Source organism: Bacteroides sp. AM23-12 (assembly GCF_003434395.1).
Taxonomy (GTDB): Bacteria; Bacteroidota; Bacteroidia; order Bacteroidales; family Bacteroidaceae; genus Bacteroides; species Bacteroides thetaiotaomicron.
Genome location: NZ_QTLF01000031.1, coordinates 1 through 15,123, shown reverse-complemented (window position 1 = coordinate 15,123; position 15,123 = coordinate 1). Strand labels below are relative to the sequence as shown.

At 45.9% G+C, this 15,123-nt stretch carries 12 protein-coding genes; 6 read left to right on the top strand and 6 right to left on the bottom strand.

The features are described from left to right. Positions 1–141: 141 nt before the first annotated feature. The 4 genes from DW640_RS19055 to DW640_RS19040 all read left to right on the top strand — a co-directional run bounded on the left by DW640_RS19055 (position 142) and on the right by DW640_RS19040 (position 6,467). Positions 142–396, top strand: a complete 255-nt coding sequence (locus DW640_RS19055; protein ID WP_005678397.1) for a type B 50S ribosomal protein L31 — start codon at positions 142–144, stop codon at positions 394–396. 645 nt (positions 397–1,041) lie between these two features. Next, on the top strand, positions 1,042–2,094 hold the full coding sequence (locus DW640_RS19050; RefSeq protein ID WP_008767840.1) for an efflux RND transporter periplasmic adaptor subunit: 1,053 nt from the start codon (positions 1,042–1,044) through the stop codon (positions 2,092–2,094). Beyond that, positions 2,091–5,129: an efflux RND transporter permease subunit gene (locus DW640_RS19045; protein ID WP_048695625.1), complete on the top strand. Its 3,039-nt coding sequence runs from the start codon at positions 2,091–2,093 to the stop codon at positions 5,127–5,129. Before DW640_RS19050 ends, DW640_RS19045 begins: the two co-directional genes overlap by 4 nt. Positions 5,130–5,195: 66 nt before the next feature. Further along, a complete protein-coding gene (locus tag DW640_RS19040; protein WP_032813712.1) occupies positions 5,196–6,467 on the top strand; it encodes a TolC family protein in 1,272 nt (423 codons plus the stop codon). 115 nt (positions 6,468–6,582) lie between these two features. Here DW640_RS19040 and DW640_RS19035 read toward each other — a convergent pair whose 3' ends face one another. The 5 genes from DW640_RS19035 to DW640_RS23810 form a co-directional block, all read right to left on the bottom strand. Further along, positions 6,583–7,818 (bottom strand): sodium ion-translocating decarboxylase subunit beta, encoded by a 1,236-nt coding sequence (locus DW640_RS19035; protein WP_008763355.1) that lies wholly within the window; start codon positions 7,816–7,818, stop codon positions 6,583–6,585. Continuing rightward, positions 7,818–9,647: a biotin/lipoyl-containing protein gene (locus tag DW640_RS19030; protein WP_008767838.1), complete on the bottom strand. Its 1,830-nt coding sequence runs from the start codon at positions 9,645–9,647 to the stop codon at positions 7,818–7,820. The genes DW640_RS19035 and DW640_RS19030 overlap by 1 nt, the downstream gene beginning before the upstream one ends. 28 nt (positions 9,648–9,675) lie before the next feature. Next, positions 9,676–9,936 (bottom strand): OadG family protein, encoded by a 261-nt coding sequence (locus tag DW640_RS19025; RefSeq protein WP_008767837.1) that lies wholly within the window; start codon positions 9,934–9,936, stop codon positions 9,676–9,678. A 275-nt stretch (positions 9,937–10,211) separates the two neighbouring features. Beyond that, positions 10,212–11,774 carry an ATP-binding protein gene (locus DW640_RS19020; protein WP_008767836.1) on the bottom strand — a complete coding sequence of 521 codons (1,563 nt, stop codon included), beginning with the start codon at positions 11,772–11,774 and terminating at the stop codon, positions 10,212–10,214. 164 nt (positions 11,775–11,938) lie between these two features. Further along, a complete protein-coding gene (locus DW640_RS23810; protein ID WP_008767835.1) occupies positions 11,939–12,088 on the bottom strand; it encodes a hypothetical protein in 150 nt (49 codons plus the stop codon). Positions 12,089–12,241: 153 nt separating this feature from the next. Here DW640_RS23810 and DW640_RS19010 point away from each other — a divergent pair, with 153 nt between their 5' ends. After that, positions 12,242–12,868: a BT4734/BF3469 family protein gene (locus tag DW640_RS19010; protein ID WP_008767834.1), complete on the top strand. Its 627-nt coding sequence runs from the start codon at positions 12,242–12,244 to the stop codon at positions 12,866–12,868. 66 nt (positions 12,869–12,934) lie between these two features. Beyond that, the gene (locus DW640_RS19005) at positions 12,935–14,773 is read left to right on the top strand and encodes a DUF3987 domain-containing protein (RefSeq protein ID WP_113748306.1); all 1,839 of its coding nucleotides are present in this window, start codon (positions 12,935–12,937) and stop codon (positions 14,771–14,773) included. 219 nt (positions 14,774–14,992) lie between these two features. Here the strand turns inward: DW640_RS19005 and DW640_RS19000 are convergent. After that, on the bottom strand, positions 14,993–15,123 hold a 131-nt coding region (locus DW640_RS19000; protein ID WP_117578841.1), incomplete at its 5' end, for a DUF4248 domain-containing protein.

Sequence of the window (15,123 nt, the reverse complement as noted above, 5' to 3'; positions counted from 1 at the left end):
ATAGCATAATTCACAGAAGTTTTTTCAGCAAAGTTTTTTCTATTCCGGAGAAATGTGCTATCTTTGCGCTCTGAAAATGACCATTACACTATTTCTTACCAAAATAGTAACAGAATATAAATTAAAAAAACAGATACTGAAATGAAAAAAGGCCTTCATCCAGAATCATACCGTCCGGTAGTATTCAAAGATATGTCAAATGGTGATATGTTTTTGTCTAAATCAACTGTAGCAACTAAAGAAACCATCGAATTCGAAGGTGAAACTTATCCGTTGCTGAAGATTGAAATCTCTAACACTTCTCACCCGTTCTATACAGGTAAATCTACATTGGTAGATACTGCAGGTCGCGTTGATAAGTTCATGAGCCGTTACGGTGACCGTAAGAAGAAATAATTCAATCTTTCGTTAAGATGAAAAAAGAGGAGATTTCCGGTTGGAAATTTCCTCTTTTTCGTTTCATAGATAAACTAAAGGACCGCACCATTCTTCACAGAGTAGTGCGGTCCGTATATTAACTGGCTAAGGGGAACTATTACCAGGTAATATAAAAATGGTATAGTTAAGGGAATATACCATACCATTATATTGTCTGATCTCCTGAAAAATGATGGTTTATTAAATAGTACTATTCAGGAGAAATACTTCCTATTATATATAATAATATTCAGCAGGCAAAAAAGACGGTCCTGCTGACCCGTTGCACTACATATTACAGTCCACGAGGGATGAGATACAGTGGGCGCATTAACGCTCCACACGGGGGACAGAACCGTATATCTAAGGAAGCCACGAGCATATTCCCACATGCTCGTAGCTTAAATTCGAGAATTAAATTCTCATATCGCATTCCGCGACTGTAATACTAGTGCGGTGCAAAAGTGGGAATAATCTCTGATAAAATCAACAGAAAAGGCATTTTTTATCTATAAACAATCATTTTCCTTTAATGTTGATACTAATTTCACATTTCTAATATACCCGTCTCTACTGAACATAGTCAAGTATCAAATTGTTTACTTCCCAAACAATGAACGACTTATGAAAAATATCTATGTGATTGCACTCGCAGCCATCCTATTTCAAGGCTGCGGGCAAAAAAAAGAGATGACGGCACCCGCCACCCGACCTGTTAAGACAACTATTGTCGAATCAAGGTCAGTAATCAGAAAAGACTTCTCCGGCATTGTAGAAGCAGTGGAGTATGTCAAACTGGCATTCCGCGTCAGCGGACAGATCATCAGCCTGCCTGTTATCGAAGGAGAGAAAGTGAAAAAAGGGCAACTGATTGCAGCTATCGATCCCAGAGATATCGCATTGCAGTATGCTGCCACCAAGTCTGCCTACGAAACGGCTTCCGCACAAGTGGAACGCAACAAGCGCCTGCTCTCCCGGCAAGCGATCTCCGTGCAGGAGTATGAAATCAGCCTTTCCAATTATCAGAAAGCAAAATCGGAGTACGAACTGTCCAGCAACAACATGCGTGACACCAAACTGACGGCCCCTTTCGACGGTTCTATCGAGAAGCGGCTGGTGGAGAACTACCAGCGTGTCAATTCAGGAGAAGGGATCGTACAACTGGTCAACACACAGAACCTGCGTATCAAGTTCACCATACCGGATGCATATCTTTATCTCCTCCGTGCCAAAGATCCCCGTTTCCTTGTAGAGTTTGATACCTTCAAGGGCCATGTGTTCAAGGCGAGACTGGAGGAATATCTGGACATATCCACCGAAGGAACGGGTATTCCGGTCAGCATCACTATCGACGACCCTTCATTCGACCGGGACTTATATGCCGTGAAGCCCGGCTTCACTTGCAGCATCCGTTTCACAGCCGATGTAGGCCCACTGGTGCAGGATAGCTGGACAATCATCCCGCTCAGTGCTGTTTTCGGCGAAAGTGACGGAAACAACATGTATGTCTGGGTAGTAGAGGACAACAAAGTGCACAAACGCAAAATCGTCGTCAATGCCCCCACAGGAGAGGCGCAAGTACTCGTGTCCGAAGGACTGAAACCCGGAGAACAAATCGTCATAGCAGGAGTATACCAGTTGGTAGAAGGAGAAAGTATTAAATCAATAGACAAATGAACTTAGCAAAATATTCACTGGATAACACGAAGATCATCTATTTCTTCCTTGCCGTACTGCTGATTGGAGGTATTACCTCCTTCGGAAAGCTGGGCAAGAAAGAAGATGCCCCCTTCGTTATCAAATCAGCGGTCATCATGACACGCTATCCGGGAGCCGAACCGGCAGAAGTAGAACGGCTGATCACAGAGCCTATCTCCCGTGAGATACAAAGTATGAGCGGCGTGTACAAGATAAAATCAGAGTCCATGTACGGGCTCTCCAAAATCACGTTCGAACTGCAACCCTCACTTTCCGCCAGTTCCATCCCTCAGAAATGGGACGAACTGCGACGCAAAGTGCTCAATATTCAGCCGCAGCTGCCCAGCGGTGCTTCCACCCCGACCGTCTCCGATGATTTCGGCGACGTATTCGGCATTTATTATGGACTGACGGCAGATGACGGCTTCACTTATGAGGAAATGCGTAACTGGGCGGAAAGGATCAAGACGCAGGTTGTCACAGCAGACGGCGTGATGAAAGTAGCACTGTTCGGCGTACAGACGGAAGTAGTCAACATCTTCGTTTCTACCAACAAACTGGTGGGAATGGGAATCGATCCCAAACAGCTGGCCAACCTTCTGCAATCGCAGAACCAGATTATCAACACCGGAGAAATCCGTGCAGGCGTACAGCAGTTACGGGTAACAGCCAACGGAATGTATGCCAACATAGACGATATCCGCAACCAGGTAATCACCACCAAAGCCGGACAGGTGAAACTGGGCGACATAGCCGTGATCGAGAAAGGTTATCTCGACCCTCCATCCAACATCATGCATGTGAACGGGAAACGGGCTATCGGCATCGGTGTTTCCACCGACCCGCAAAGAGATGTAGTGCAGACGGGTGAGAACGTAAAAGTAAAACTGAACGAGCTCCTCCCCCTCATGCCTGTGGGACTGGAACTGCAAAGCCTCTACCTCGAAAACGAGATCGCCAACGAAGCCAACAACGGATTTATCATCAACCTGATCGAATCCATCCTGATCGTGATTGTCATTATCATGCTGGTGATGGGACTCCGTGCCGGTCTGCTCATCGGCTCTTCGCTGATTTTCTCTATCGGAGGTACACTGCTCATCATGTCTTTCTTCGGCGTCGGACTCAACAGAACGTCCCTGGCAGGATTTATCATCGCCATGGGTATGCTGGTGGACAACGCCATCGTAGTGACGGACAACGCCCAAATAGCCATTGCCCGAGGTATAAACCGACGGAAAGCCCTGATAGACGGAGCAACCGGACCACAATGGGGCTTGCTCGGAGCAACTTTCATTGCCATCTGCTCCTTCCTGCCGCTTTACCTTGCTCCCTCTGCTGTAGCGGAAATCGTAAAACCGCTGTTTGTGGTACTTGCCATTTCACTAGGACTGAGCTGGGTACTTGCCCTGACGCAGACTACCGTATTCGGAAATTTCATTCTGAAAGCCAAAACAGGCGACAGCACGAAAGATCCATACGACAAGCCGTTCTATCATAAGTTCGCTTCCGTTCTCGGAGTATTGATCCGCAAGAAAGCAGTGACACTGGTATCCATGGTGATCCTCTTCATCATCTCGCTCATTATTATGGGAACGATGCCGCAGAACTTCTTCCCGTCGCTCGATAAGCCTTATTTCCGGGCGGATGTATTCTATCCGGACGGATACAGCATCAATGACGTAGTGAAAGAGATGAAATCGGTAGAAGAGCACCTGGCGAAGCAGCCGGAAGTAAAAAAGGTATCCATCACATTCGGCAGCACCCCGCTAAGGTATTACCTTGCCTCCACTTCCGTAGGTCCGAAACCGAATTTTGCCAATGTACTCGTCGAACTGACAGACAGTAAATATACGAAAGAATACGAAGAAGATTTTGACGGATATATGAAAGCCAATTATCCGAGTGCAATCACACGGACCAGCTTGTTCAAACTGTCCCCCGCAGTGGATGCGGCTATCGAAATCGGCTTTATCGGTCCGAATGTGGATACGCTTGTATCACTTACCAATCAGGCAATAGCCATTATGCACCAGAATCCGGATTTAATTAATATCCGCAATTCGTGGGGAAACAAGATACCCGTCTGGAAACCGGTTTACAGCCCGGAACGGGCACAACCGCTGGGTGTATCCCGACAGGGAATGGCACAGAGCATTCAGATCGGTACCACGGGAATGACTTTGGGAGAATACCGGCAGGGAGATCAGGTACTTCCTATCCTATTGAAAAATAACCAGCTGGATTCATTCCGGATCAATGATCTGCGCACACTGCCCGTATTCGGGACAGGCAACGAGACGACCAGCCTGGAACAGGTAGTATCTGAATTTGACTTCCAGTACCGGTTCTCGAACGTGAAAGACTATAACCGGCAGATGGTGATGATGGCACAATGCGACCCGCGTCGCGGAACCAATGCGATTTCCGCTTTCAACCAGGTATGGTCGCAAGTACAGCAAGAGATAAAAATACCGGAAGGATATACCATGAAGTATTTCGGTGAACAGGAAAGTCAGGTGGAATCGAATGAAGCGCTGGCCAAAAACTTACCGCTGACATTCTTCCTGATGTTTGTGACGCTGCTCTTCTTGTTCAAGACGTATCGCAAGCCGACCGTCATCCTGTTAATGCTGCCGCTGATCTTCATCGGTATCGTGTTGGGACTGCTCGTACTCGGCAAGTCGTTCGACTTCTTCTCCATATTGGGTCTGCTAGGTCTGATTGGTATGAACATCAAGAACGCTATCGTACTGGTAGACCAAATCGATTTGGAAACAGCAGCAGGCAAAAAACCGCTGGACGCAGTCATCAGTGCCACGACCAGTCGCATCATTCCGGTAGCGATGGCCTCCGGAACAACGATTCTGGGTATGTTGCCGCTACTGTTCGACGCCATGTTCGGCGGAATGGCCGCCACCATCATGGGCGGACTGTTAGTAGCCTCGGCATTGACACTATTCGTCCTTCCTGTAGCCTATTGCGCCATCCACCGGATCAAAGGAGAACAATAACCATCAACTGACAATTGTCAATTGTCAACTGTCAATTGTCAACTAAAAAGATTATCCATGAAAGAAATGAAAACCCAACTCATACTATTTTCACTGTTGCTCCTTGGCTCCACAGCCTGGGCGCAACAGCCCTGCCTGAGTCAGGACGCCTACCGCGAAAAAGTGGAGGCTTACAGCCAGATATTGAAACAACAAAAACTAAAGACATTGGCCAGTTCGGAGGCGCGAAAGATAGCCCATACAGGTTTCCTGCCGAAAATCGACGTAAATGCAGACGGTACCCTGAACATGAGCGACCTTAGCGCATGGAACGAACCGGTGGGCGAATACCGCAACCATACCTACCAGGGAGTATTTGTCGTATCACAGCCACTCTACACAGGCGGTGCGCTCAATGCCCAACATCAGATAGCGAAGGCAGACGAAAAGCTGAACCAACTGAACGAGGAACTCACGTTAGACCAGATTCACTATCAAAGTGATGCTGTCTACTGGAATGCCTCCGCTTCAAAAGCCATGCTACAAGCGGCCGACAAATACCAGAGCATTGTCAAACAGCAATATGACATTATTCAGGACCGTTTCGATGACGGAATGATCAGCCGTACAGATCTTCTGATGATTTCCACCCGGCTGAAAGAAGCGGAACTGCAGTATATCAAAGCCCGCCAGAATTATACATTAGCGCTGCAACAACTGAATATTCTGATGGGAGAAGCACCGAATACTCCTGTAGACAGCCTGTACAACATCGGAATGATCTCCGCTCCTGTCCGGATACTGCCTCTGGAAGATGTTTTGCAACGACGTGCCGATTATGCCAGTACGGAAGTAAACATCATGAAGAGCCAGGCACAACGTAAAGCGGCTCTCAGCCAGTTCAATCCCCAATTAAACATGTATTTCAGCGGTGGCTGGGCAACGGCCACACCCAACTTGGGATACGACGTATCTTTCAATCCCATCGTAGGAGTCAATCTGAATATTCCCATTTTCCGCTGGGGAGCCCGTTTCAAGACGAACCGGCAGCAGAAGGCATATATCGGAATACAAAAGTTGCAACAGAGTTATATGACGGACAATATCAACGAAGAACTGTCGGCAGCTCTCACCAAACTGACGGAAACAGAATCTCAGGTGAAAACAGCGAAAGAAAACATGAGTCTGGCAAATGAGAATCTGGATCTGGCCACTTTCTCCTACAATGAAGGAAAAGCGAGCATGGTAGATGTACTTTCCGCCCAGTTGTCATGGACGCAAGCACACACCAATCTGATCAATGCTTATCTGGCAGAGAAGATGGCTGTGGCTGAATACAAGAAGGTGACCAGCGAATAGATAAAAACAAAATTAGGCACGGATGACACGGATTTCACGGTTTTAAGAGTTGAGTAACTAAAAACCGTGTTTATCCGCGTAATCCGTGCCTAATCTTTATTGGTTGTTCTTTTTATTATGCAAGGAAGGAGATCAGTACACCTGCAGCTACTGCCGAGCCGATTACCCCTGAGATGTTACTTGCCATACAATACTGCAATACATGATTCTTCGGATCGTATTTCAACGCAATCTCATTCGCCACACGGCTTGCCATCGGAACGGCACTCAGTCCGGTCGCTCCGATCAGCGGATTAATCTTCTTCTTGGAGAATAGATTCACTAACTTCACAAAGAAGATACCACCGGTAATAGAAAGAGCAAATGCAAGGAAACCACCGATGACAATACCGATTGTCGTCCAGTTCAAGAAGGCTTCAGCCGTCATGGTTGCACCTACCGAAAGTCCGAGGAAGATAGTAGCAGCATTCATGATACTGTTGGAAGCAGCGTCGAACAGACGGAAAGTATTGCTTCCGATTTCTTTCACCAGATTACCGAACATCAGCATACCGATCAAAGGTACTGCACTTGGGACGAAGAGAGCTACAATCGTAGTCACTACAATCGGGAAAATAATCTTCAGTACACGCAGATTCTTGATTTCCGTCTTCGAAGGATATTTCTTTTCCTGTTCCTTCATGTTGATGCTCAGTTCTTTCTTAGTACAGAACAGCTTCACTACCAACGGAATGATCACAGGCACCAGTGCCATATAAGAATAAGCGGCAATAGCGATCGGACCCAGCAAATGCGGAGCCAGCTTGATCGTTGTAAAGATGGCTGTCGGTCCGTCCGCACCACCGATAATACCCAGTGAAGCAGCTTCTTGCGGAGTGAATCCCATCAGGATGGCTACCAACAGAACAGTAAAGATACCTAACTGTGCAGCAGCTCCAAAGATGGAAAGATGCAGATTACGCAACATCGGTCCGAAGTCCGTCAACGCACCGACCCCCATAAAGATGATCGGAGGCAGGAACCCGGTCTTGATCAGCATATAATAGATGAAGTTCATAATTCCCAGTTCATGCGCAATGTCATGCAAAGGCATTTCCCAGATATTCTTCATCACACCGTTTATCATCACCATACCATTCTCGTCTGCCTGTATCACTCCCATATCTCCTCCGGGGAAGTTGGCAAGCAACACACCGAAAGCAATCGGAACAAGCAGCAACGGTTCGTACTGTTTCTTGATACCCAGATAAAGCAGGACGAACGCGATGGCATACATTATCAGAAACTGCGGTTCGGCAATGATATTGCTGAACGCAGTCATGTCATATAAGTTCTCAAATATCTCGTTCATTATCCTATCTTCATTAATACATCATCTTCTGAAACAGTGTCTCCCGGATTAGCGCAGATAGCAGTTATCGTACCGCTAAATTCGGCACGGATAGCGTTGTAAGTCTTCATTGCTTCCACATAACAAAGCACATCGCCCTCTTTCACCGCATCGCCAACTTTCAAGGCAGATTCCTGCGCATTCTTCACCAGGAAGAATTTACCTTCCAGCGGAGAAAGAACATCTTTGCCCTCTCCTGCCGGAGCTGCAGCTACAGGTGCAGCAAGCAGTTCGGCATCTCCGTATGCTACCGTCACACGATAAGCCTGTCCGTCCACCTGTACAGTCAGTGTTTTTGGTTTTGCATCTTCTTCCGGCGATTTATCTTTCTCTGCACGACGTTTTGCCACGTCTGCCAGGAAGTCTTCCTTCGCTTTTCCACTCTTGTAAGCCTCATACTGAGCCGGATGCATGGCATATTCGAAGAGTTCTTCGTCGTCCTCTCCCACTTCCCATTTGTTTTCCTTCATCAGCTTGCGATACTTGTCGAGTGAGTCGGGGTAATTGTCCTGCGGATTACCTTCGAAGAATTTACGTCCTTCACGTTCGGCTTTCTCGATGATTTCGGGAGCCAGTGTACCCGGCAGGCGTCCTGCTTTACCTAGCAGCATATCCCAGATATCGTCGGCAATCATTCCCCAGCGTTCCTTGCCTTTCTCCATTGCCATCACATTCATCATGGCAAGGTTCTTCACGTACTGGCTGAACGGAGTTACCAATGGAGGATAACCGACGCGGGGCCATACATACGCCACTTCGTTGAATAGCTTGATCAGCAGCTGATCCTGTGTCATAAACGGCAGGTTATGTTTGGCTTTATACTTGTTGATAGATTCCAGATTCGATTCGAGGTCAGCCATCAGACTACCCATCATACCGCCAGGAAGTCCCGGACCGATCAGCAGCGAGTTCATCAGACGGTTCTTCGGGCTGATATACAAGCCGAGGAAGTCATCCATAAATTCCTGAATCAGCGCACGCACTTTCATGTAGGCTTCCATATTGATTTCCGGTACCTGATATCCGGCATCTTTCAGCATAGCCTGTACGCTGAGAAGATCGGCGTGTCCCGTACCCCATGAAAGCGGTTCCATACCTACGTCAATGTAGTCGCAACCGGCTTCGCATACTTCGAGGATGCTTGCCATGTTGAAACCGGGACCGGCATGACTATGATACTGAATAGGAATTTCAGGATGTGCCGCTTTGATATTGGCCACGATCTTGCCCAATGAAACGGGGCGACCGATACCTGCCATGTCTTTGATGCAAATCTCGTCCGCCCCCAGCTTGATAAGTTCTAACGCCATATTGGTGTAGTACTCTACCGTGTGGATCGGCGAATGGGTGATACAGAGTGAACACTGTGAGATCATGCCTGCCTCTTTGGCATACGTGATGGAAGGAGCGATATTGCGTACGTCGTTCAATCCGCAGAATGTACGGGTGATATCTGTGCCTTGTGCTTTCTTTACTTTGTAGAACAACTTGCGGACGTCTGCCGGAACGGGGCTCATACGGAGTCCGTTCAATGCACGGTCGAGCATGTGTGTCTGTATGCCGGCTTCGTGGAACGGCTTCGTCCATTCGCGCACGGCTCTATTCGGGTTTTCACCAAACAATAAATTCACTTGTTCAAAACCTCCGCCATTTGTTTCTACACGGGCGAAACAGCCCATTTCAATGATGGCAGGAGCTACCTTTACGAGTTGGTCTACACGAGGTACATATTTTCCGGCAGATTGCCACATATCTCGGAAAACCAGACTAAACTTAACTTCTCTTTTCATGTTTTTCTATGATATACTTTTGATAGGTTTATAACTTTTCTACTTTTGTAATCTTTCCTTTTCCTAATGTCACCACATTCACAGCTGCTGTGATAGCCGCCATTATATTACCCGGAATAGGCGCAGGACCTTGTAGCGCTTCCTTCTTCGCAGGAATCACTTCTTCGGGAGCATACTTGTTGACAAGAGTAATCAGTAACTTACCTAAATAAATCACAATCAGCAGAATAACAAATACGGTAGCCATGCCGACCACCATCAGCAGGATCGCTGTTTCGATATTTTCCATATAATAAACTATTAGTAATTCAAGTCGTTTGTCCAAAAAGCGTCCGAAAATACCAAATATTTGTGATAAAATTAATTAAGAGAGGAATAAAAAAGTATAAATCGTAAGGTTACAATAAGAAAAAACACATTATTCTTTGCATGTCTATTAAAAAGACAAAGGAAAAGCCCCTTGCGGGGCTCTTTTTATTTTAGGGAGTTATTAAAATGTTATTAATCTGATAATTAAAGAAAATGGCCTTCGTCCTTACACTTTTTATATTCACTTATCAATCTCTATTTTTCAATCATCCAATCCCCCAGTGTGCCACTTTCACTATCAAAATTAACAGCCACCTTCACCACTGGCAGTCCACATAGAGCAAAGCGTTCCGGATAATTCTTTAAATTTATCTGTTCCATAGCAACTGTCGCATTCTTATCCAGTTTCAATTCCATCACATATAATGTGGCCTCAGTACGCAACACTACATCCACACGACCACGGGAAGTACGTACTTCGACATCCACATAGTATCCCAGCAAGCTGAATATGATATAGAATACCTGCTGGTAATGACCTTCGTACTTTGTATGATCGCATTGAGGTATAGTAGACAGAAAGGTTTGCAAACGCCGTAATGCCGCGTCCATATCACCTTTCCGGATATCACGGGAAATAAAAGCCACCATGTTCGTCGCCTCACGTGTGTCATTGGTTACATAATAAGGCAACAAGCTTCGCATCAATCCCACCCTCACCTCTTTATTAGGAATATCCAACGTATATAGTTCCAATTCCTTATCGTAATCCTTGATAGTGACATAGCCGCTTTGATACAGCAATGGAGTAATGCTACTCATCGTTTCAGTGGGAGCATCAAATTCTTCGACCGCCGCCAATTTATTTCCTATTTCAGAAGGCTCTACTCCAAACTTATCCAGCATCTTTATCAGATAGGTAGGAGTGCCGCTACCAAACCAATAAGAATTAAATTTCCCATCTGCAAAAGCATTGAGCAGACTGAATGGATTATAGATGTCGGGCGATGGATAAGTGAAATGATAGCCGTCATAATTCTCTTTCAACTTAGCCAGTACTTCCTCCGCAGTAATATTCAATTTGACAGCCATCCTATCCACATCTTCTTTCATTTGGGTAAGTATCTCATTCTCCGTTATGCCACAAATGGCAGCATAAGGTTCATCCATGCTGATATTTTTGATGTTATTGAGTTCACTGAAAATGCTGAGCTGTGAGAATTTAGTGATACCTGTAAGAAACACATAGCGCAAATAAGGATCACAGGCTTTCAACGGACTATAGAAGTTACGCATAACGTCACGCAATACCCCCAAGTTCTCCCGTTCGTGTACCACATCCAGCAAAGGAGCGTCATATTCATCAATAAGGACCACGACCTTCCTGCCAGTCTGTTCATAAGCACGTTTTATCAGATTAGTCAGGCGCAAATTAGGGTCTGTACCTGCTGCATCAATCCCTAGTGTACGTTCGTGTTCTGTTAGCATGAAGTCTAAAAGATTCATCAGTTTATCTTTGTCCACGTGCTTGGCCATACTCATATCGAAGTGCAGAACCGGATACTGTATCCATTCTTTCTCCAGCTTCTCCATCGCCAATCCACGAAACAGTTCTTCACGACCGGAGAAATAGCTATGCAACGTAGAGGTTAACAATGATTTACCAAAACGACGCGGACGGCTCAGGAACATATAACTGGAAGCAGAATGCGTCATCCGGTAAACGTATTCTGTCTTATCTACATAGAGGAAATTTCCCTCACGAATCTTAGAAAATGTCTGTATCCCTATAGGATATAATCTCTGCAAATCTTCCATAACAACTTTCTTTTTCACAAAGCTACTAAAAAATTCCAATATTCAAATGTCATTCTTCTCCTTCTTATATCGAATATAAAGTTTTGCCCACTCATTCACTTTCTCCAAAAACTCTTCTTCGGTGCGAGTCCTATAATAATATTCAAGAATACGCTCATAATGAATCAGAGCTTTTTCTTCCCCTTTTTTACCTTTTGGTAAGTAGCAGGTCCCATATGTATCTCTTGACACATTTTTGAAAGATTCACATGTGCTACTTTAAGCACCTTTTCAATAAACTCACCGAGTTTAGGATGCACGATTTTATTTTCCATTTTTCTTATTATTAGTTAAAAACACGTCTTATATATTAAACATTTTCACACTACTTCAGACATATCTGAACTCGACTTATTTTATTTGTCTTACTTTCGCACCATGCTTTGAAAGTCAAAGTCATTTATTAAACGTCCTAATAGAAGTATTCTATGCAAAACTTTTTCAGAATGTCTTATTTCATGCCCCCGATTGCTCCCATCAGGAACGAACAAGGACAAACCGTTACACCCGCCACTCTCACTCCCTTCTGCGAAGTCTCAGTAGAGCAAGTATATCAGATGATCACCTGCAATGAAAATCTCAAAGCACTGACCGAACAGGTGCGCAGCGCCGAAGATATACGAATGGCGAAAACATCCTTGCTGCCATACGTGACTCCGTGCGGCACATTCATCCGCCGGAACAGTAAATTCTTCGCATCTCCTTCCGGACTCGTAGTGGTAGATATAGATAACCTCGACTCCTATCAGAAAGCCGTAGAAATGCGTCGTACACTGTTCGACGATCCTTTTCTCCACCCTGTACTCGCATTTATCAGTCCCAGCAACCGGGGTGTGAAAACATTCGTACCTTACAGCAACCTGTACACAGACGATCAGAGCCGTAATGTAAGAGAGAGTATGAGCTGGGCAATGGAATACGTAGAAATGACCTACGGATCAGAAATGAACAACTCCATCGAAACAGTTCAAAAAGCCGTAGACACCTCCGGCAAAGACATCGTAAGAGCCTGCTTCCTCAGCCATGACCCACAAGCACTATTCAGAGAATATTAAATTATAATCACGAATGATCAAACTTCAATTGTCAATTATCATTTGTCAATTGTCAATTATCAAAAAATGACCGATATTGAATCTTTACGCCTCCTCACCGAAGCAGTCGAAACAGCAGGTGCCGACATTGCACCCACTTACGCCGAGTACGTACAATTAGCATTCGCCATCGCAACGGACTGTGGTGAAGCAGGACGGGAGTTTTTTCATCGCCTGTGCCGGATTTCCGCCAAGTATCAATCCGCCCATGCCGAACGAATGTTTTCCAATGCACTCACGAAACAGCAGGGAGCAATACATCTCGGAACGGCATTTCACCTCGCTGAATCGACAGGAGTAAAAATCTGCAGGGAAGACCGGAAGAAAGTTATGAACAACCGGACGGGTACAGTAGGTACAGAAAGTTCACCGCACAATTTTTCCACACACGCGCACGTATATAATAAAGTAGAAGAAGAAAAGAGTGAATCAGAAGAACTGCTGGAAGGCAGCGACCCGCATCACCCATTACCTACTTTCACCTTAGAAGACTGGCCGAAGCTACTGCTACGCATCATAAGTTATGGTACTACCGTCACTCAAAAAGACGTACTCTTGCTCGGAGCATTGACTGCCCTGGGTGCCACCATGGAACGATACGTGAGATGTCATTATGCCGGCAAATACCAATCGCCCTGCATGCAATCCTTCATTGTAGCTCCGGCAGCCTCGGGCAAGGGAGTACTATCACTCATCCGCCTGCTCGTTATGCCTATCCACGATGATATCCGCCAACAAGTTGAAAAAGAGATGAATGTCTACAAAAAGGCAAAAGTCGCCTACGAAATGATGGGCAAAGAGCGTGCCAAAGCGGAAATCCCCGAAATGCCTTTAAACAGAATGTTCCTCATCTCCGGCAACAATACCGGTACCGGTATCCTTCAAAATATTATGGATAACAACGGAACAGGCCTCATCTGCGAAACCGAGGCGGATACGATCTCTACCGCCATCGGTTCGGAATACGGTCACTGGAGTGAGACGCTTCGCAGAGCATTCGACCATGACTGGTTAGCATACAACCGACGTACCAATCAGGAGTACCGGGAAAACAAGAAAAGTTACCTCTCTCTCCTGCTTTCGGGGACACCCGCACAGGTGAAACCACTCATTCCTTCAGTAGAGAACGGACTTTTTTCACGCCAGCTGTTCTATTATATGCACGGTATCTATCAATGGATCAATCAGTTTGACGAGAACGAAACGGACTTGGAAGCCATCTTCACCTCCATTGGTCTGGAATGGAAAAAGCTCTTGAACTTACTCAAGGAACATGGTCTCCACACACTCCGGCTCACAGATGAACAGAAACAGGAGTTCAATGATCTCTTTTCCGAACTATTCACCCGGTCAACGATTGCCAATGGCAGAGAAATGAACAGTTCCATCGCCCGAATGGCTGTCAACATCTGCCGTATCATGTCAGTAGTGGCCATGCTTCGTGCTCTTGAAAATCCTCAGCCGTATCAATACCAGGCATCTTCTCATCCCCTGCTTACACCGGACAAGGAAATCGCCACTGATAATATCAAAGACGGTATCATTACCCGTTGGGATATGACGATCACTCCCGAAGATTTTAAGGCTGTGTTGAACCTTGTGAAACCACTCTATCAGCATGCCACGCATATCTTGTCTTTCCTTCCTCCTTCAGAAGTCAGCCATAGGGCCAATGCCGACCGTGACGCATTCTTTGAGGCACTGGGTATCCAATTTACCCGTGCACAGTTGTTGGAGCAGGCTACGACTATGGGAATCAAGCCCAACACTGCCCTCACCTGGCTGAAACGACTGGTAAAACAGGGACTGATAGTCAATCTTGACGGTAAAGGTACTTACGCGCACGCACGCGTGTGCGTGTGTTAGGGAGGGCGGGTAAAAGTGTACCTACTGTACCTGTTGATAACATCGTCTTTTATCGTTATTTTATGAAAATCAGAGTATAGCGTTTTGTGTAGGCTAAAGCTATGCTTTACGCCTTCTAAAGCGGTGCTTTATGGCCTCTAAAGCTTAGCTTTAGCTAATACAAAGCGCCCCTCGCAGTATCCAACACTTATTACCTGTTACCTAATACTTATTACCTGCTCATGGTTCTCCCAGCGCATCCACAATCACTCTTACCTCCAGCGGAGTGTAAGAACGGTGCTGCGGCTGATAGCCCAGATCGAGCAGGCGTTCCTGAAGACCGGGACAGCGGACGATCCATTTATTCATTT